We start from the raw sequence: 19,915 nt of genomic DNA, 5'->3' as shown, positions 1-19,915 counted from the left end.
TCCTCTCGTCTGCAGCTGGCGCCATCGATCGGAGGTCCGGGTGATCGACACGCACTCGACTGCGAGCGAGGCACGACGGCGGCGACCAACCGAGCCCGGTAGCCGACTGCACTGCATGCACGCCGTCCCGAGCATGCCAAAGTTGGCCATGACATCCGAGAGAGTGGCGCTGTATTTCGACTTCGAGAACGTGGTCCTGAGCCGGTACCGCAAAGTCCACGGACAGGCCCATACGACCCGCGACTGGGAGGCGACCAAGGATGGCCGGCCTCCCGTTGAAGCGATCATGGATCGCATCGCCACCGCGCGGGTCGAAGTCGCCCCCTTCATCGACTTCGCCGCATCGTTCGGCACCGTGACGCTGAAGCGCGCCTACGCCGACTGGACATCGCCCTTCATGGCCGGATACGGCCAAGACTTCGGGCTGCATGCAGTGGAGCTCGTCCAGATGTTCCGAGTATCGAACCGGAAGAACGCGGCCGACATCCGTCTTGCCATCGACGCCGTCGAAGACGTCGTGCGTCAGGATCACCTGACTCACGTCGTGTTCGTGTCGGCCGACTCAGACTTTGCGCCCCTCGCACAGCGGTGCCGTCGGCTGGGGAAGCACGTGGTGGGCATCGGCACCGGAGGACCCACCAGCATCTATTTGGCTCGCGCGTGCGACGAGTATCACCCGATTGACTCTGTTCCGGGACTGACCGAGCCCGAAAGGGTCGCGGACGAGTCGCCTGAAGACTTCCGCCCGAGTGCCGCACGTGCGGACCAGGACATGGATGCGCCGCAGCTGCAAGAGCCCGATCTGCGGCCTGCGGACGCCGGGATGCTTCTCGAGCGAGCGCTTCGATATGGACATGAGAGGTCCGATGCCGACTGGATGACGGCAGCATTCATCAAGTCGTTCATGCAGCGGATGGATCCCCTCTTCAATGAGAAGACCCTCGGCTTTCGCCGGTTCTCCAGCTTCCTTGAGGCGCACGGCGACATCGCTGAAGTCGAGCACACGACAACGGGCACCTTGTGCGCCTTCGACCGTCATTGCGCGGTGAGTCTGACGAGAACGACAGCCCTCCGTCGGGACGGTGAATCGCTCCTAGCGATGTCGGAAGTCATTAGTACATTTGTTCTATGACCAGGACGCTTGATCTGCTTCCCGCGGAGGTCGATGCGGTGCGGTCGGTCTGGTCGGGCGCGGATGCGGGGTCGCTGGGTGACAGTGATCTGATCGCGGTGCATGAGCGGTATTGCCGGATGCGGCGGATGCTCGACGCGGATCAGACGGTGTTGGCGGCGGAGATCGCCCGCCGGTCCCGCCCCGAGCTCGGGTCAGAGGGGTTGGCGAAGACACAGGGATACCGGAACCCGACCGCGCTGATCGCGGCTACCGGCGGAACCACCACCGGCGATGCGGCACGGCTCGTGAGAGTCGGGGAAGCGACCGCGCCGCGCCGGTTGCTATCCGGGGAGACCGCGCCGGCACGGCACCCGCATGTGGCGGAGGCGTTGGCGAAGGCGACACTCACCGAGCGGGCCGCGGGGGCGATCATCGCCGTGCTGGACCGGGTCGCGTTCCGCGCCGGGGTTGAGGCTGTGGATGCGGCGGAGCGGACGCTGGTCGAACAGGCGCCCGGGTTGACGATGGATCACCTGAACCGGGTGCTGGTCCGGGCGGAGGCGTGGCTGGACCCGGACGGCGTCGGTCCACGCGAGGATGAGAGGCGCGGCCTGGAACGGTTCACGATGCGGGAGGTGGACGGGATGTTCGAGCTGTCCGGCCGGCTCACCCCGGAACACGCCGCACCGGTGAAGACCGCGATCGAAGCGCTCGTCTCCGACCAGATGCGCGCCACCAAGGATGCGCAACGGGACGGCACCGCCGACCTGGACGTTCCGCGCCGATCCGTGGTGCAGATGCAAGCCGACGCGCTCGTCCGGCTCTGCGAACACGCGCTCGGCTGCGCGGACACCGATCTACCCCTGGCCGGCGCGACGGTCGTGGTGCGGATCGACCACGAGGACCTGGTCGACGGCACCGGGTACGCCACCGTCGATGGGATCACCACCCCGGTCTCAATCTCGACAGCCCGGCGGATGGCCGCCGGCGGGCAGATCATCTCCTGCGTCCTCGGCGGAGCCTCCCAGATCCTCGACTGGGGGCGAACACGCCGCCTCTACACGACCATGCAGCGGCTCGCGCTGGTCGAACGCGACGGCGGCTGCGCCATGTGCGGGGCACCACCCGGACACACCAAGGTCCACCACATCCGATGGTGGGCCAGAGACGCCGGACCCACCGACCTGAACAACGGCATCCTGCTCTGCGAGTCCTGTCACCACCGCATCCACGACAACAAGTGGGACATCCGCATCGACGGCGTCGGCATTCGCGCGAAAGTCTGGTTCATCCCACCCCCGCACGTCGACCCCGCACGCACCCCCAGACTCGGCGGACGAGCCAGATACGACTACGCCGCCTGACCCGAGGAGCACGCCGGAGTGACCCTGACTCACCGGATCCGGCCGATAAGCGCCACTGCAGACGTTCAGCGCCCAGTACTGCCGACGACCCTCGTACCTGGCTCAGGCGCCGACGTACTCCTTGAGGTGCTTCGCAGTGAGGGTGCCGGCCTCGGCGATCAGATCGGCCGGCGTGCCCTCGAATACGATCACCCCGCCGTCGTGGCCGGCGCCAGGACCGAGGTCGATGATCCAGTCGGCGTGCGCCATCACCGCCTGGTGGTGCTCGATCACGATGACCGAGTTGCCGGCCTCGACGAGCCGGTCGAGCATCGCGAGCATGTTGTCCACATCGGCCAGATGCAGGCCGGTCGTCGGCTCGTCGAGCACGTAGATCGCACCCTTCTTCGCCATCGAGATCGCGAGCTTGAGCCTCTGCCGCTCGCCACCCGAGAGGGTGTTCAGCGCCTGCCCGAGCGTGATGTACCCGAGGCCGACGTCGATCATCCGCAGCAGGGTGGTGTGAGCCGGTCCCTTGGTGATGAAGTCGGCCGCTTCGGAGGCCGACATGCCGAGCACTTCGGCGATGTTCTTGCCGTCGAGCGTGTATTCGAGCACCTCATCGCTGAATCCCGTGCCCTGGCACAGCTCGCAGAGCGTCTCGACGGTCTGGGTGAACCCGAGTGTCGTGATGATCACGCCCAGCCCACGGCAGGCGGGGCACGCTCCCTCGGAGTTGGCGCTGAACAGGGACGGCTTCACGCCGTTCGCCTTCGCGAATGCAGCGCGGATCGCATCGAGGATCCCTGTGTAGGTCGCCGGGCTGCTGCGGCGCGACCCCTTGATGGGGGCCTGGTCGACAACGACGACGTCGTCGAACGCGGGGACGTTCCCGTGGATCAGCGACGACTTGCCCGAGCCGGCCACGCCCGTGACGACGGTCAGGATCCCGAGCGGGACGTCGACGTCGACGTTCTTGAGGTTGTGCTGCGTCGCCCCGCGGATCTCGAGGGCGCCCTTCGCCGTGCGGGTGGACTGCTTGAGCTTCGCCCGGTCGTCGAGGTGCCGCCCGGTGATCGTTCCGGAGGTCCGCAGCCCGGCGACGTCTCCCGTGTACTGGATGTCGCCGCCCGCGCGGCCGGCGCCGGGGCCGAGGTCGACGACGTGGTCGGCGATCTCGATCACCTCGGGCTTGTGCTCGACGACCAGCACAGTGTTGCCCTTGTCGCGCAGGAGCTTCAGGAGCGCGTTCATGCGCTGGATGTCGTGCGGGTGCAGTCCCGCCGTCGGCTCGTCGAAGACGTAGCTGATGTCGGTGAGCGCCGATCCGAGGTGCCGGATCATCTTCGTTCGCTGCGCCTCGCCGCCGGACAGCGTGCCCGAGGACCGGTCGAGCGACAGGTAGCCGAGTCCGATGTCGACGAACGAGTCGATCGTCGCGCGGAGACCCTGCATGAGCGGCGCGACCTCGGGATCGTCGATCGTGGCGAGCCAGTCGGCCAGATCGGTGATCTGCATGGCGGCGGCATCCGCGATGTTCACGCCCTTGATCTTCGAGGAGCGCGCACCTTCGTTCAGCCGCGTCCCCTTGCAGTCCGGGCACGCCGTGAACTTGACGGCGCGGTCGACGAAGGCGCGGATGTGCGGCTGCAGCGAGTCGCGATCCTTCTGGAGGAAGCTCTTCGTGATCTTCGGGATGAGTCCCTCGTAGGTCATGTTGATGTTCTGGATCTTGACCTTGGTGGGCTCCTTGTACAGGAAGTCCTCGCGCTCCTGGTCGGAATAGTCCTTGATCGGCTTGGCGGGGTCCACGAAGCCCGACTCGGTGAAGCCGCGGACCATCCAGCCGTCGACGTTGTAGCCGGGGATCTTGATCGCACCGCCGGCCAGCGACAGCGAGCTGTCGAACAGCTCGTCGAGGTCGACGTCGCTCGCCTCGCCGAGCCCCTCGCAGCGAGGGCACATGCCGCCGGTGATCTCGAACGAGCGGCGCTCCTTGACCTTCTTCCCGCCCTTCTCGAACGTGACAGCGCCGGCACCCGATACCGACGGGATGTTGAACGAGAAGGCCTGCGGGGATCCGACGTGCGGCTGACCCAGCCGGCTGAAGAGGATGCGGAGCATCGCCTGCGCATCGGTGGCCGTCCCGACGGTCGACCGGGAGTTCGCGCCCATCCGCTCCTGGTCGACGATGATCGCCGGGCTGACGTTCTCGAGCGCGTCCACCTCGGGGCGGTTGAGCTGGCCCATGAACTGCTGCACGAACGTGGGGTAGGTCTCGTTGATGAGTCGCTGCGACTCGTTCGCGATCGTCGCGAAGACGAGCGAGGACTTGCCCGACCCGCTGACCCCGGTGAAGACCGTGAGCCTGCGCTTCGGGATGTCGACGCTGACGTTCTTCAGGTTGTTCTCGCGGGCGCCGACCACGCGGATCATCTCGTGCGAATCGGCGATGTGGGTGCCGGATGCCTCGGTCATGGGGTCCTCTCGATCGATGCGACCCTCCATTGTGCCCACGACTGCGGACAGCCTGCTTCCTCGATCCTGCTCGTCCATGCTCAGTGCAGGGCCGGCGCAGCCGGATGCGTCAGGCGACCTCGGTCTCAGCCGCCGGCTCGACCGCGAAGTTGTCGGTGAACACGCCCGTCGGATCCACCGCCGCCTTGATCGCGCGGAGCCGCGCGAGGGTCGCGGGCGGGAACGCCTCCGCGATCCGCTCGGGCCGCAGCGAACTGTCGAAGCTGAGATACATCCCCGCCGTGTGCGCGGCGAGCGAGCGCCAGGCGGCATCCAGCCGCGCCGCGTCGGCGCCGATCGCGACGACCGAGAAGTTCGCCGTCCGGTGCGCGTACGCCGTGGCATCCTCGGCGACGTCCGCCACCGCTCCGCCCACCGCGCGGAGCTGGAAGAAGGACGAGGCGCCGGATGCCAGCATCCGCTCGGCCGCGCGGGCGAACGCCGGCGTGACGTGCGCGACCAGCGCGGAGCGCGAGTGCGGTTCACCGGCACCGTGCTGCGGGCCGAGGTCGGCGTTGGCCATGACCCGTGCGTAGGTCGTGAGCTGCACGGACTGCTGGACGATCGGCGCGAGCTCGGCGAAGGGCTGGAGGCGGGCGATGATCGTATCGGGGTCGGCGGAGTCCACGACTCCGTACAGCTGAGCGATCTGCGGTTCGCCTGGGCGTGCCGCACCCATCAGCAGGAAGGCGGTGAGGTCGCGGGGCGCCGATTCCATCACGCGACCGTAGCCTTCGAGGAACCCGGGGACGTCGTCGACCTGGAACGCGAGCTGCGCCCAGCCGATCTCCCCGACCTCGTCGACTTCGAACTCGAACGCCGTCACGATGCCCACGTTCGCCCCGGCGCCACGGACGGCCCAGAACAGGTCGGGGCGCGCGGACGAGTCGGCGCGCACGATCGAGCCGTTGGCGAGCACGATCTCGACCGCGCGCAGATGATCGATCGTCAGGCCGTGCTCGCGGGCGAGGAAGCCGATTCCGCCGGCGGTCGCGAGTCCCCCGACGCCCACGCCGCCGTAGTCGCCGGAACTGAGCGCCCAGCCGCGCTCGCCGAGCACCTGGGCGACTTCCATCCACCGCGCGCCCGGACCGATGCGCACGAGCCGACGGTCCTCGTCGAGCACCTCGATCTCGTTCAGCAGTCGCAGATCGATCACGATCCCGCCGTCGTTCGTGCTCCGGCCGCTGATGCCGTGGCCGCCGCTGCGCACGGCGAGGGGCAGCTGCGGATGCCGCCGCGCATACGCGACCGCTTCGGCGACCTGCGCGGGCGAATCGGGCTGCAGCACGATGCCGGGAGCTCCGCCGCGCATGTACGTGGCGCGGACATCCGCGTACTCGAAGTCGCCGGGCTCGATCGCGCGGAGCCCGTCGGGCACACCTGCGTAGTCGATGCCGCCCCTCCGCGCCGCGAGCGACGCCGCCGAGCGGAGCGGCGCCACGGCCGTGCCGCGCTCCGCGCGCTCGCGTGCGATGATCTCGCGGACGGCCGGGGCCACCTCCGCGCCAAACGATCGCAGTCCGTTCGGGTCGTCGCCGGCGAGGATGAACGTGGAGATGCCGTCCTCCAGGGCCAGGGTCGCGATGCGCTCCGCGAACTCCGCAGGGTCGGCGGCGAGCGCGCCCACATTCAGGAGCCTGCGGATCTCGCGCGGGTCACGGCCCACTGATCCGGCCGCCTCGTCGATGGCCGCGTTGCCCCGGGACAGGTCTCCCGGTTTCATGTAGCCGAGCGAGGGCAGCCACCCGTCTCCCTTGCGCCCGGTGAGCGACAGCATCCGCGGCTTGTACGCACCGATCCACAGCGGGATGTCGTGTGCCGGGCGCGGGCCGCGCTTCGCGCCGTGGACCCGGTGGATGCCGCCGTCCGTGAACGCGCCGCGCTTCTGGCTCGTGTCCCACAGCATCCGGATGACGTCGATCGCCTCCTCGAGCGCCGTGACGGCCTGTCCCGGCGTGAGCCGCCTGCCTCCCATGGCCTCGATGGCATCCCAGAATCCGCCGGCGCCCAGGCCGAGATCGAAGCGGCCTCCGGAGAGCAGGTCGAGGCTGGCCGCCGAACGCGCGATCACGGCCGGTGGGCGCAGCGGCACGTTCAGCACGTTGGGCGCGATCCGGATGCGGTCGGTCCGTGCCGCGACGAACGTCATGAGCGTCCAGGTGTCGAGGAACGCCGGCTGATAGGGGTGGTCCTGGAACGTGACGAGATCGAGGCCCGATGCCTCGGCGACCTGCGACAGCAGCACCGGGTTCTGCGGGTTCGCCGAGGTCGGGGTGATGAATGCGCCGAATGCGAGCTGGTGTCCGTAGTCCACGGGGTCCTTTCAGCCCGCCGCGACGACGGGGCTCGGGGCGGCCGTCGCGACGGCCGCAGGTGTGCGCGATGCGGGGCGGATGCCGGCGAGGAGGATGTCGAGGAGCATCTCGCGGTCCGCCGGAGTGCCGAGACGCACCGCGTGCTCGATGCCGCACACGAGTCGCTGCAGCTGTGCAGCGGAGATGTCCGGGCGAGCGACGCCGTCGCGCTGGGCACGGGCGAGCACTGACCCGTAGCCGTCGAAGACCTTCGCTCGCGCGGCTGCGCACTCACTGTGGACGACCGGGTCGGTGCGCGCGAGATCGGTCAGGACGGACTCCAGGCCGGCATCCGCGAGCTGGAGGGAGAGGGCATCCGAGAGGAATCCGCGAAACGCCCGTTCTGCGTCCTGCTCGGTGGCGGAGGCCTCGGCCGCCTCACTGAGCCGCGCGAGCGAGTCGACGCTGAGCGCTTCGATCAGCGTGCGAACCGTTGGAAAGTGCCGGTACACCGTGCCGATGCCGACCCCCGCGTCGCGAGCGATGTCGTTGAGCCGAAGCGCGCGCACATCGTGGCGACGGGCCTCGTCGAGGATGCGCTCGCGGCTGCGCACGGCATCGGCTCGAGGACTCATGCGTCGAGCATACCGTAGAAACGGATGAAGTATCCGTTTCTACGAGTCGTGCTCGCGGGGCTGCGCGCGCCAGCAGCCCGCGACGTGGTCGTCCACCATCCCCGCGGACTGCATGAGCGCGTACATGGTGGTGGGTCCGACGAATCGGAAGCCCCGCTTCCGCAGCGCCTTGCTCATGGCCACCGACTCCTCGGTCACTGCGGGCACGTCGGCGAACGAGCCGGGCCGCGGCCACGACGGCGGCGCGAATGACCACATGAAGGCGTCCAGCTCGCCGTCCGCCATCTCGAGCACCAGCGCGGCGTTGGAGATCGTCGCCTCGATCTTCGAGCGGTTGCGGATGATGCCCGCATCCCCCATCAGCCGCTCGATGTCCTCATCTCCGTACGCGGCGACCGTGGCCGGATCGAACGCGTCGAAGACCTCGCGGAACCGGGGTCGCTTCCGGAGGATCGTGATCCACGAGAGCCCGGCTTGAAATCCTTCGAGTGCCATCTTCTCGAACAGGGCCCTGTCACCGTGCAGCGGTCGGCCCCACTCCTCGTCGTGATATCGCAGGTACTCGGCGTCGTCGCCGACCCACGCGCAGCGGGCGACGCCGTCGGGGCCGATCCGCACATCAGAGGTCACCACGTCAGGATAGGCGCCGCCGTCGACACCGCATCACGGCGTGAGGATGACGTGGCCCGCCTTGCCACGCGCCACATGCGCGTGCGCATCGCGGCCCCGCGCGAACGGGTACACCTCGTCGACGACCGCTCGGATGCGGCCCGACGCGACCAGCGCGCCGGTGGCTTCGAGATCGCCGCGCACGACGGACGCCTTGCGGAGTCCGGTGAACGCGATCCGGGATCGCCGACCGCGTGAGCCGAGCGTAAGGAGGTGCCAGCCCAAGGCGCCCGCCGTCGGCACGGTGATCAGGTACCGACCGGTCGGCGTGAGGATGCGGCAAGCCCGGCGGTACCCCATGTTGCCCACGACATCGAAGACGACGTCAAACCGCTCGGGCAGCGCAGTCACGTCCACCGCGCGGTAGTCGAATGCGTGCGACGCGCCGAGTTCGCGGACGAGATCGAGTCGTTCGGCACTGCAGACCGCGGTCACCTCCGCGCCCATGTCGACGGCGAGCTGCACGGCGGCCGTGCCCACGGCCCCCGAGGCCCCGTTGATGAGGATCCGTTCGCCCGCCTTGAGCGCAGCGGTGTCGCGAAGGAACGCGAGCGCAGTCGCATCGACGAGGGATGCCGCCTCCGTCGCCGTCAGGCTCGCCGGGCGCAGCGCCACTGCGCCTTCCTGCGGCACGACGACGAGCTCGGCGTGCGCACCCATGGCCGCCCCGGTCGCGCCCCACACCGCGTCGCCCACCGAGAAGCGCGTCACACCGTCGCCGACCGCGGCGACGGTGCCGGCGAAGTCGGCGCCGAGCACTGCGAGCCGCGGCCTCGTGAGTCCCGCGAACAGGCGCGCGGCGAACGGCGACCCGGACCGCAGGGCGGCGTCCGCGGCGGTGAGGTCGGTCGCCTCCACACGCACCACGATGTCGCCCGCCCGCGGGATGGGGTCGGGCATGTCGGCCAATTCGACGACCTCGGGTCCGCCGTAACGACGGTTGACGACAGCGCGCATGATGCCTCCTGATGTAAAGAATCCTTGACATCGACAGTAGCGCGCTGTGGATTCAAATGTCAAGAATCCTTTACATGCCCCCTCATGAGGCTTCACCTGTGAGACTGCGTCGGGGGACTACCGCTTGTTCGCGACCTTCTCGGAGATCGGCGCCCCGCCCGACTCGGCGAGCACGCGATAGTAGTCGCGCGCCTCATCCTGGCGGGCCTGTTCGGCGCCGGAGGCGATCGGGGCCCGCAGGTGCTCCGGCGCGTAGCCGAATGCGTCCACGAGGTCCTGCGCGTGCGGCCGCAGCCGCAGGCACAGGCGATCGATGTACGACGACACGGCGCCCGCGCGCTGGGACGAGAGACGCCCGTTGATCAGGTACCACGCGAGGTGCTTCTCGATCAGCCCGAGGCCGAACAGGTCGCGCAGCCAGGTGAGGACGTGCTTCGTGCCGGCGTGCTCGACGGCGTTGACGGCATCCGTGAACGCCTCCCACTGCAGCAGCTCGCCGTGCGCGCGAGCGGCCTCGATGAGCTCGGACTGGTTCGCGTTGAAGAGGGCGGCCGCATCGGCGGGCGACAGACCGGATGCCGGACGCAGGCGCGTCGCGACGTCGGTGACCATCTGCTGCACACGGCCGGCGAGCAGCTCGTGCTGCTGATCGGCACGGAGCCCGCGCTCGATCGCACGAGCGGTCGATCCGAAGTCGGTCACCGTCTGCCCCAGCTGGCGAAGTCCTGCGCCGTGGAACACCTTGCCGGCGGTGTGCCCGAGCGCGTACGCGGCGAGCGCCTTCGCGTCCTTGCCCTTGAACTGCTTGCCGAAGTCGCTGAGCAGGCGCTTGCCGACGAGCTGCAGCAGGACGTTGTTGTCGCCCTCGAACGTCACGTAGATGTCCAGGTCCGAGCGCAGGCCCACGAGGCGGTTCTCGAACAGGAAGCCCGCCCCACCGCAGGCCTCGCGAGCCTCCTGCAGGGTGTCGAGGGCATGCCAGGTCGACAGCGGCTTGAGCGCGGCCGCGAGCGTCTCGAGGTCTTCGCGATCTTCATCCGTGTCGGCCTGCCCGCTGAAGACTGCGTCGAACTTCTGGAGGAACTCGTCGTGGGCGAAGATCGACGCGTACGTCGTCGCGAGACGGGTGAGCAGACGACGCTGGTGCTTGCCGTAGTCCAGCAGCACCACCTCGTCGCTTCCGGCGCCGGAGTCGAACTGACGGCGCTGGTTCGCGTAGGTGATCGCGATGTCGAGTGCGATCGCCGATGCCCAGGATGCCGCGCCGTCCAGCGACACGCGCCCCTGGACGAGGGTTCCGAGCATCGTGAAGAAGCGGCGACCCGGGCTGGAGATGTGGCTCGAGTACGTACCGTCGGGCGCGACGTCACCGTACTTGTTCAGCAGGTTCGTGCGGGGAACGCGCACATGGTCGAAGTGCAGCCGACCGTTGTCGATCCCGTTCAGGCCACCCTTGAGCCCGTCGTCCTGGCCGCCGATCCCGGGGAGGAAGTCGCCGTTCTCGTCGCGCAGCGGAACGTAGAAGCAGTGCACGCCGTGGTTCACGCCGTCCGTGATGAGCTGCGCGAACACGGTGGCCGCGATGCCGTGCAGCGCGGCGTTGCCGAGGTAGTCCTTCCAGGCGCCGCGGAACGGCGTGTGGATCACGAACTCCTCGGTCGCCGCGTCGTAGGTGGCCGTGGTGCCGATCGCGGCGACATCCGACCCGTGACCCGTCTCGGTCATCGCGAACGCGCCGGGGATCTCCAGGCTCATGATGCCGGGGAGCCACTTGTCGTGGTGCTCCTTCGTGCCCAACTGCAGCACCGCCGAGCCGAACAGGCCCCACTGCACGCCCGCCTTGATCTGCAGGCTCGGGTCGGCCGCGACGAGCTCGGTGAAACCGGCGATGTTCGCTCCGTTGTCCGCGGCGCCGCCGTACTCCGCGGGGAACGCGCGGTGCACGCCGCCGTTGTCGACGAGGAGGTGCATCTGGCTCAGCACGCGTTCGCGGTGCTCGTCCATGCTGAGGCCGTCGACGCGCCAGAACGCGGGGTCCTTGATCATCTCGCGAGCCTCGCGGCGGGTGTCGGCCCATGTGCCGAGCAGCATGTCGGTGACCCGGTCGAGGTCGATGCGCGCTTCGGATGCCTCTGCCGCGGTGTGCGGCGCGGTGGGAGCACCTCCGGCGGGCGTGCGCTTGCTGGTCGCGGGCTTCTTGGAACGTACGGCGGCGTCGGCCATTGGGGCACCTTTCGGTGGAGCATCGGTGGAGGGAGGAGTCTCTTCGACGGTAGGACTCCCACAAGCGCAGACAAACTCAATTGGACGAAGTGCACAACGCGCCTCGGCACGCCGGGCCGGGCGGCTTGTACCCTCCTGACAGCGAACTGCCCGTGACGGTCGCGCCCACCGGCGTTGCGGGTGTCGGAGGGCCGGACGACAATGGCCGACGACGAGAGGGATGCGTTGGAGGTTGCACTGCGCCGCTGGAGCGACGAGGACTTCCCGCTGCTCGAGCGCGCCAACGCCCCCGAGATGACCCGGCACCTGGGCGGCCCCGAGACGCCGGAGCAGCTTCGGGAACGCCACGACCGCTACCTCCGACTCGGCGCGGATGATCGCGCCCGGATGTGGACCGTCGAAGTCGACGGAGTGCCGGCCGGCGGCATCGGCTGGTGGCACGTCGATCATGATGGAGTCCCCGCCTATGAGACGGGGTGGAACGTCTTCCCCGAGTGGCAGGGGCGAGGCGTCGCCGGCGCCGCACTCCGGGAGCTCATCCGCCGGCTCGCCGCCGAGCGCGACCGCGACCTTCTGATCGCCTATCCGGGCGTCGACAACGCGCCCTCCAATGCGCTCTGCCGGCGCGCCGGCTTCGAGTACACCGGATCCGGCACCGAGCCGTGGCGCGGCGGTCAGCTCACGTTCAACACCTGGGTGCTCGACATGTCGCCGTTGGACCTCGCCGGTCGCGCGGCCGACCACGACGAGCGCTTCGATCAGGGAACGCTCGACGAGACCCGGTGGTGGCCGTATTACAACCCGCACTGGTCTTCGCGAGCGGCGACCGCCGCCAGATGGGACATGCGTGAGCCCGGACTGACGCTGCGCATCGATGCCGACACGGCACCGTGGTCGCCGGAGTACGACGGCGAGAACCGCGCGTCGCACCTGCAGACCGGGCAGTACTCGGGGCCGGTCGGCAGCCCGATCGGCCAGCACCGGTTCCGTGACGGGCTGGTCGTGCGCGAGGAGCAGCCCGAGCGGAGATTGTGGCTCACGCACTTCGGCGTCATCGAGGTGCGGATGCGGGCCATCCGGCATCCCGACGCGATGGTGGCCCTCTGGCCGATCGGGTTCGAGGACCGCCCCGAGGACTGCGGCGAGATCTGCATCTGCGAGATCTTCGGCAGCGAACTCGACGACACCGGGGGGTGGGTCGGCGTCGGCGTCAAGCCGCAGCGCGACCCGCGCCTGACGCTGGACTTCGAGAAGGTGCGCGTCGAAGGAGACCTCACGCAGTACCACGACTACGCCGTCGAGTGGGATGAGCACCGCGTCCGCTTCTTCATCGACGGGCGATGGGTCAAGACGGTGGCGCAGCGGATCGACTACCCGGTCCAGCTGATGCTCGACGTATACCAATTGCCGAACCCATCCGGTCAGCGCGACCTGGCCGCGCTGCCGCTGCGGTTCGATGTCGAGCGCCTGCGGACCTTTCCTCCGCGCTAGACCGCTCGCCCAGGCGCATGCGCCTGGAGGCATCTGTACGAGACGCGCGCTCTCTGGCACACTGATCCGATCAGGGGGTGGGGTGTGCAGAGGACCCTTCGCATGCTCGCAGGGGCGGTGATCGTCGTGGGCGGCTTCACGATCGCGGGATGCTCCTCGCCCCCCGAGGACGCGCCCACGCCGACTGTGGCGCCCGTCGACGAGCCTGCGGAAGAAGGTGGCGAGGACCAGGATGCGACGCTCCTGCTGTCGGGCGCCGAGATCGGCGCGACCGCGTCTCTGGCGCTGTCGCAGCAGGTCGACGGCTCGTTCGAGATCTTCTGCGACGAAGGCGAGTACGAAGTCTCGGTCGGCACACAGCTGACATGCACCTACGCGGACGACAATGGCGACACGCCCGCCTACGTCGAGATCACCTCGATCGACGGCTCGGAATACGAGCTCTCGGTCTCGGTGCCCTGACCGGTCGGACCAGCCGACGCGAGCGGCGGCCTCGTCGAAGCTGGAGGCCGCGCTCGCGTCGGTTCCGCAACGCCTACAGGGTCAGGCCGTGGCCGAACCGGAACAGCGGGTCCCGGGTGTCGAAGGGGACGTCGGGACGGGATGCCTCGACCGCGGCCATGCTGCGGGGGATGTCGAACGGGAGCCTGCCCTGAGCGGGCGCAGCGCCGGAGAGGACGTCCAGGAGCGCCGCCGCGCTGACGCCCCAGTTCACGACGACCGCGCTCGCGGCATCCACGAGCGGAGCCAGGATCGCCGGCCGGTCGAGGAACACGTCGACGACGGTCGTGGTCTGGGATGCCACCTCGGCGACGTGGGCGATCACGTCGGCGAGGAAATCGAGCGAGCCCGCGTGGAAGAAGTTCTCGAACATCGTGGCGCGCTGCTCGAACGGAGCCTGCAGGCGAAGGACCGCGATGTCGGCCTCAGCGGGGGTGGCGACGACCTCGCCGTACGCCGCCGCGGCCTCCGCGGCGATGCCCTCCACGTAGAGCTTCACGCCCGGCGCGAACGGCAGACCGCCCTTGCTGCTCAGCACGGCGATCGAGGCGCGCTGAGCGGCGTCGCCGGCCGCACGGAACTCCGGTGAGCCGACCACGGCGTCGGCCGCCTCCGCGTCGACGTAGGGGTTCTCGAAGAGTCCGAGCGCGAACTTCTCGCGCAGCAGGCGACGGGCCGAGACATCGAGCCGGTCCTCGCCGATCGTGCCGGCCTCGACGAGCTCGGTCAGGAGCTCGGTGCACTTCTCGCCGCCGAACTGGTCGGCTCCGGCATCCAGGATCTTCACGAGACGCTCGGCGGGTGCGAGGTGCTCGACGCCCCAGGCGCGAGCCGGGAAGGGCTGACCCATGATCTCGGAGTCGGTGACCAGACCCCAGTCGGTGCACACGATGCCGTCGAAGCCGAAGCGCTCACGCAGCAGGCCGGTGAGCACCGACTTGTTGAAGCCGAATCCGACCTCCTCGTGCTCCGTTCCGATCGGCATGCCGTAATACGGCATGATCTGCCGGCCGCCCGCGGCGAAGATCGCCTCGAAGGGCTTCAGGTGGTACTCGAAGTTGTCGCCGGGATAGACCTGCTCACGGCCGTACGCGAAGTGCGGGTCCTCCCCGTCCTTCTGCGGGCCGCCCCCCGGGAAGTGCTTGGTCATCGTCGAGACCGAGCCCGCTCCGAACGACTCGCCCTGGAACCCGCGCACGTACGCCGCGCCGAGCTCGCCGGACAGCTCGGCGTCCTCGCCGAAGGTCTGCAGCGCCCGCGACCAGCGGGGCTCGGTGGCGAGGTCGACCTGCGGATGCAGGGCGACCCGGATGCCGACCGCCGTGTACTCCTGCCGGGCGATGTCTCCGAAGCGCTCGACCAGGTCGGCGTCGCGCGTCGCGGCGAGGCCGAGCGGCTCGGGCCACTGCGAGAAGGGGCCCGCCATGAATGCCGCGCCGGGGTTCTCACTGAAGCTGTGACGCGGGTCCGTCGAGATCGTCACCGGGATGCCGAGACGCGTGGTCGCGGCGAGCTCCTGCAGCCTGTTGTGCCAGCGGGCGATCTCGCCGGCGGTCGGGGCGACGCCGAGCAGGTTGAAGTGCGACATCTGCCGCCCGATGACATATTCGGCGTTCGAGGGGAGGTTGAAGACCGGGTCGCCCTCGGACAGCTCACCGCCGGGACCCATCGAGATCATCGTCTGGAAGAACAGCCCGGCCTTCTCGGCCAGGGTCATCTGCGACAGCAGGATCTCGACGCGCTCGTCGATGGGCAGCGCGGGGTCGCGGTAGCGGGTGTCGACGTCGGTCGTGGTGGCGGAGGCGTCATTGCTCATGACGTCACTATAAACCGAATAACACTAGGTTTTCCACTCCGCGATCAGAAGAGGCCGACGATGCGCCCGTCCTCATCGACGTCGATCGTCATCGCCGCCGGCACCGCGGGCAGCCCTGGCATGGTCATGATGTCTCCGCACACCATCACGATGAACCGCGCTCCCGCGGCCAGGCGCACCTCGCGGATGTCGACCGCGTGCCCGGACGGCGCCCCACGGAGCTTCGGGTCGGTCGAGAACGAGTACTGCGTCTTCGCGACGCAGACGGGGTACTCGCCGTAGCCCTCGGCCTGCAGCCGCTTGATCTGGGCACGAACGGCGCTGCTGGCGGTGATCTCGGACGCGCCGTAGATGCGCGTGGCGATCGCCTGCATCTTCTCCCACAGGGACGCCTCGTCCGGATAGGTGAATCGGAGCTCGGACGGCTGGGCGCTCAGGCGGACCACTGCTCGCGCGAGCTCCTCCGCCCCGGACCCGCCGTCGGCGAAGTGCGTCGCGACGACCGCGACCGCGCCGGCACGTTCGACCGCCGCGACGAGCGCCGCGACTTCGGCATCCGTGTCCTCGGCCCGATGGTTGATGGCCACCACCGCAGGCATCCCGAATGTCTCCTGAACGGTGTGCAGGTGCCGGGTCAGGTTGACGATCCCGTGCTCGAGCGCCGCGACGTCCTCGCGCGCCAGGTCGGCCACCTCGACGCCGCCGTGGTACTTCATCGCCCGGACGGTCGCGACGATCACCGCGACGGACGGGCGCAGTCCGGTCGTCCGGCAGAGGATGTCGACGAACTTCTCGGCACCCAGATCGGCGCCGAAGCCGGCCTCCGTCACGACGTAGTCCGCCAGGCGCAGCGCTGCACTGGTCGCGAGGTAGGAGTTGCACCCGTGCGCGATGTTCGCGAACGGGCCGCCGTGGACGAACGCCGGGGTGTTCTCCAGCGTCTGCACGAGATTCGGCGCGAGCGCATCTCGCAGGACGGCTGTCATCGCGCCGTGCGCGCCGAGGTCGCGAGCGCTCACCGGCCGGCGATCACGGGTGTATCCGATGACGATGTCGCCGAGACGCTCCTTGAGGTCGCGCACGTCGGTGGCGAGGCAGAAGATCGCCATCACCTCTGACGCCACCACGATGTCGAACCCCGACTCGCGCGGGTAGCCGTTGCCCGGGCCGCCGAGCCCGATCACGACGTCGCGGAGGGCTCGGTCGCTGACATCCAGGACGCGCCGCCACGTGACTCGGCGCACATCGATCTCGAGCGCGTTGCCGTGATGGATGTGGTTGTCGATCATGGAGGCGAGCAGGTTCGTGGCGACCGCGATCGCGGAGAAGTCACCGGTGAAATGCAGATTGATGTCCTCCATCGGAACCACCTGCGCGTACCCGCCGCCCGCCGCGCCGCCCTTCATGCCGAACACCGGTCCGAGCGCAGGTTCGCGCAGGCAGATCATGGCCCGCTCCCCGATGCGGGTCAGCGCGTCGCCCAGGCCGACGGTCGTGGTGGTCTTGCCCTCGCCGGCGGGCGTCGGTGAGACCGCTGTCACGAGCACGAGAGTCCCCAGCGGACGGTCGCGGATCGACGACAGGTACTCGAGTGAGATCTTCGCCTTGTACCGGCCGTACGGCTCGAGGCTCTCCTCGGGAATGCCGAGTCGCTCGGCCACCGTGCGGATCGGAAGCATATGCGCGGCCTGCGCGATGTCGATGTTGCTGAGGCTCACCGTCGAATCCCCTCTCGGCGCTCGCTGACGCGCCCAGGCCTCCGCGGGTCGAAGGCCCCGTGCTGCGCACCCTCGTCGGTGCGCGCTCCGGCCAGCCTACGGTCGGAGCTGCGCGTCGCTCAGAGCGACGCGACGCGCCCGGGCCAGACCGGCAGTGGGAGGTCGTCGGGCACGTCGGCCGGAGAGTGGGGATACCGCGACATCTCGGCGGTCTCGTGCGTGAACCACCTGATCAGCTCGTCGCGCAGCGTCGCCTCGGTGACGCCGATGTCATCGAGCGCCTGGACGAAGCATGCCACCGCGCGCTGGTCCATCTCCTCGTGGACGCCGTTGCCGGAGTGCATGCGGACGACGAAGGACTCATCGGCGAACCCGCTCGTGTACAGCGGCGGACCGCCGAGCTGCTCGCTCCAGTAGGCTGCCAGCCTGTCGATGTGATGCGGATCGCCCCCGTGCGAGAACGGGTGGTTCATGATCTCGTCGGCGAGGCACCGCTCGTGCCACGCCGAAGCGAGCTCCACGACGCGGGCACGCCCTCCGAGCGCCTCGTACACGGTGACGTCCATGCTGACCTCCGAGTGCGAGCGTACGCCCGGTATCAGCCGCCGGCGGCGATCACTTCGAGCACCGCTGCGCCGTAGGCCTCGCGCTTCTTCGCGCCGATGCCGGTGATGCCGTCCAGGTCGTCCAGCGTCGTGGGCCGATGCTCGGCGAGAGCGCGGAGCGTGGCGTCTCCGAAGACGATGTAGGCCGGCATCCCCTGTTCCTTCGCAACCCCCGCCCGCCATTCGCGCAGCGACTCGAACACGGGGCGATCGGCCGCGCCGAGCGACTCGGATGCGGCCGCCTTGCGCACTCGCGACGACCCTCCGCCGCTGCGACCGAGCACGTCACGACGGAGGGGCACGGGCGCCTCGCCGCGAAGGACCGCCGCGGCGGGCTCGCCGAGCGCGAGGGTGCCGTACTCGCCCTGCGGAACGAGGATGCCGCGAGCCAGGAGCTGCCGGATCACGCTGCGCCAGTCCTGGTCGGACAGGTCGGCGCCGAGGCCGTACGTCGACAGTGCATCATGACCCTGCTGACGGATGCGGTCGGTCGAGGCGCCGCGGAGGATGTCGACCAGGTGACCCGCGCCGAAGGCCTGGCCGCGCTCGCGCTGGAGCCGCACGATCGTGGACAGGAGCTTCTGCGACGGAACCAGCCCGTCCCACGTCTCCGGCGCCTCCAGACACGTGTCGCAGTTGCCGCACGGGCCGGACGGCTCACCGAAGTAGCCGAGCAGGTTCTCGCGACGGCATCCCACCGTCTCGCACAGGGCGAGCATCGCGTCCAGGTGCTGACCGAGCCTGGTCTTGTAGGACCGCTCGCCAGGTGACTGGTCGATCATGCGGCGCTGCTGCACGACGTCGCCGAGACCGTACGCCATCCATGCGACCGCCGGCTCGCCGTCGCGTCCGGCGCGGCCGGTCTCCTGGTAATACCCCTCCACCGACTTCGGCAGGTCGATGTGGGCGACGAAGCGCACGTCCGGCTTGTCGATGCCCATGCCGAACGCGATCGTGGCGACCATCACCACGCCGTCCTCGCGGAGGAACCGTGACTGGTGGGCGGCGCGCACGGAGGAGTCGAGGCCCGCGTGGTACGCCAGGGCATCGACCCCCTGCGTCCGCAGATACTCCGCGGTCTGCTCGACGCTCTTGCGGCTCAGTGCGTACACGATGCCCGCCGCGCCTTCGGGCTGGGACCGGATGAAGGTCAGCAGCTGCTTGCGCGGGTCGACCTTCGGGTCGATGCGGTACTGGATGTTCGGGCGATCGAAGCTCGCGACGAAGTGCGCGGCGTCGGGCAGCCGCAGCCGCTCGGTGATCTCGCGGTGGGTCGCGTCGGTCGCGGTGGCGGTCAGGGCGATGCGCGGAACGCCGGGGAACTGCTCGCCGAGCTCGCCCAGGGTCAGGTAGTCGGGGCGGAAGTCGTGACCCCACTGCGACACGCAATGGGCTTCGTCGATCGCGATGACGCTCAGCGTTCCCCGCTGCAGAAGCGCTCGGGTCGACGCGCTCGAGAGCCGCTCGGGTGCGACGTAGATCAGGTCGAGCTCACCGGCGAGGTAGGCGCGCTCGACTGCCGCCCGCTGCGGCGCAGCCTGCGTCGAGTTGAGGTACGCGGCGCGCACGCCGTTGGCCACCAGGGCGTCGACCTGGTCGTGCATGAGCGCGATGAGGGGGCTCACCACCAGACCCGTGCCGGGGCGCACGAGCGCGGGGATCTGGTAGATCAGGCTCTTGCCGCCGCCGGTCGGCATCAGCACGACGGCGTCACCGCCCGCGATGACCTGGTCGATCGCGGCCGCCTGGTTGCCGCGGAACGCCTCGTATCCGAAGACGGTGTGCAGTGCCTCGGCGGCAGTGCCGTAGCGGGAGGGGGTGGCCCGCGGAGTCGGAGAGGCGGCACGCGGGTTGCTCGGCGGCGGCATCCACCCGTCGGCCGGCGGGGAGGCCCACGAGCCGACGTCGGCGGGCGGCTCCCAGAGATCGTCGGGCGGGGGCTCGTCGTCGGCCCACACCGCATCGGCGTACGGGTCTGCGGACGGGATGCTCATCGGCTCAAGGGTAGCCCGCGGTGCCGACACGTTCG

Annotated in this window: 14 protein-coding genes; 4 read left to right on the top strand and 10 right to left on the bottom strand. The window is 69.3% G+C overall.

Annotated elements, in window-relative coordinates; genetic code table 11:
• Positions 1-148: 148 nt before the first annotated feature.
• Both BM349_RS02160 and BM349_RS02155 read left to right on the top strand, forming a co-directional pair.
• On the top strand, positions 149-1,132 hold the full coding sequence (locus BM349_RS02160) for an NYN domain-containing protein (protein ID WP_091704757.1): 984 nt from the start codon (positions 149-151) through the stop codon (positions 1,130-1,132).
• Positions 1,129-2,478, top strand: a complete 1,350-nt coding sequence (locus BM349_RS02155; protein WP_091702040.1) for an HNH endonuclease signature motif containing protein — start codon at positions 1,129-1,131, stop codon at positions 2,476-2,478. The genes BM349_RS02160 and BM349_RS02155 overlap by 4 nt, the downstream gene beginning before the upstream one ends.
• Positions 2,479-2,580: 102 nt before the next feature.
• Here the strand turns inward: BM349_RS02155 and BM349_RS02150 are convergent, their stop codons facing one another.
• The 6 genes from BM349_RS02150 to BM349_RS02125 all read right to left on the bottom strand — a co-directional run bounded on the left by BM349_RS02150 (position 2,581) and on the right by BM349_RS02125 (position 11,755).
• Positions 2,581-4,935, bottom strand: coding sequence for an ATP-binding cassette domain-containing protein (locus BM349_RS02150; RefSeq protein WP_091704753.1), 2,355 nt, complete (start codon positions 4,933-4,935; stop codon positions 2,581-2,583).
• Positions 4,936-5,044: 109 nt separating this feature from the next.
• Complete coding sequence (locus BM349_RS02145) at positions 5,045-7,291, bottom strand: LLM class flavin-dependent oxidoreductase (protein WP_091702037.1); 2,247 nt, start codon at positions 7,289-7,291, stop codon at positions 5,045-5,047.
• 9 nt (positions 7,292-7,300) lie between these two features.
• Positions 7,301-7,906, bottom strand: coding sequence for a TetR/AcrR family transcriptional regulator (locus BM349_RS02140; protein WP_091702034.1), 606 nt, complete (start codon positions 7,904-7,906; stop codon positions 7,301-7,303).
• Positions 7,907-7,945: 39 nt separating this feature from the next.
• Complete coding sequence (locus BM349_RS02135) at positions 7,946-8,539, bottom strand: DNA-3-methyladenine glycosylase I (RefSeq protein ID WP_302848242.1); 594 nt, start codon at positions 8,537-8,539, stop codon at positions 7,946-7,948.
• Positions 8,540-8,569: 30 nt separating this feature from the next.
• On the bottom strand, positions 8,570-9,532 hold the full coding sequence (locus BM349_RS02130; RefSeq protein WP_091702031.1) for an NAD(P)-dependent alcohol dehydrogenase: 963 nt from the start codon (positions 9,530-9,532) through the stop codon (positions 8,570-8,572).
• Between the two features lie 117 nt (positions 9,533-9,649).
• Complete coding sequence (locus tag BM349_RS02125; protein ID WP_091702026.1) at positions 9,650-11,755, bottom strand: acyl-CoA dehydrogenase family protein; 2,106 nt, start codon at positions 11,753-11,755, stop codon at positions 9,650-9,652.
• Positions 11,756-11,956: 201 nt separating this feature from the next.
• Between BM349_RS02125 and BM349_RS02120 the strand changes: the two genes are divergently transcribed.
• Positions 11,957-13,246: a GNAT family N-acetyltransferase gene (locus tag BM349_RS02120; RefSeq protein WP_091702022.1), complete on the top strand. Its 1,290-nt coding sequence runs from the start codon at positions 11,957-11,959 to the stop codon at positions 13,244-13,246.
• A 102-nt stretch (positions 13,247-13,348) separates the two neighbouring features.
• Positions 13,349-13,708 carry a hypothetical protein gene (locus BM349_RS02115; protein ID WP_091702019.1) on the top strand — a complete coding sequence of 120 codons (360 nt, stop codon included), beginning with the start codon at positions 13,349-13,351 and terminating at the stop codon, positions 13,706-13,708.
• A 73-nt stretch (positions 13,709-13,781) separates the two neighbouring features.
• On the opposite strand, the gene BM349_RS02110 is transcribed toward BM349_RS02115, so the two are convergent.
• The 4 genes from BM349_RS02110 to recQ form a co-directional block, all read right to left on the bottom strand.
• Positions 13,782-15,563 (bottom strand): glycoside hydrolase family 3 protein, encoded by a 1,782-nt coding sequence (locus BM349_RS02110; protein ID WP_091702016.1) that lies wholly within the window; start codon positions 15,561-15,563, stop codon positions 13,782-13,784.
• A 44-nt stretch (positions 15,564-15,607) separates the two neighbouring features.
• The gene (locus BM349_RS02105) at positions 15,608-17,281 is read right to left on the bottom strand and encodes a formate--tetrahydrofolate ligase (protein WP_091702013.1); all 1,674 of its coding nucleotides are present in this window, start codon (positions 17,279-17,281) and stop codon (positions 15,608-15,610) included.
• 119 nt (positions 17,282-17,400) lie between these two features.
• Positions 17,401-17,847 (bottom strand): globin domain-containing protein, encoded by a 447-nt coding sequence (locus BM349_RS02100; protein WP_091702009.1) that lies wholly within the window; start codon positions 17,845-17,847, stop codon positions 17,401-17,403.
• Between the two features lie 32 nt (positions 17,848-17,879).
• On the bottom strand, positions 17,880-19,880 hold the full coding sequence (gene recQ, locus BM349_RS02095) for a DNA helicase RecQ (RefSeq protein WP_091702005.1): 2,001 nt from the start codon (positions 19,878-19,880) through the stop codon (positions 17,880-17,882).
• Between the last annotated feature and the right edge of the window lie 35 nt (positions 19,881-19,915).

The sequence above is a fragment of the Microbacterium sp. cf046 genome, from assembly GCF_900114345.1.
Lineage (GTDB): Bacteria > Actinomycetota > Actinomycetes > Actinomycetales > Microbacteriaceae > Microbacterium.
The sequence above is the reverse complement of the archived record's forward strand: the minus strand, read 5'-3'. Positions and strand labels throughout refer to the sequence as shown.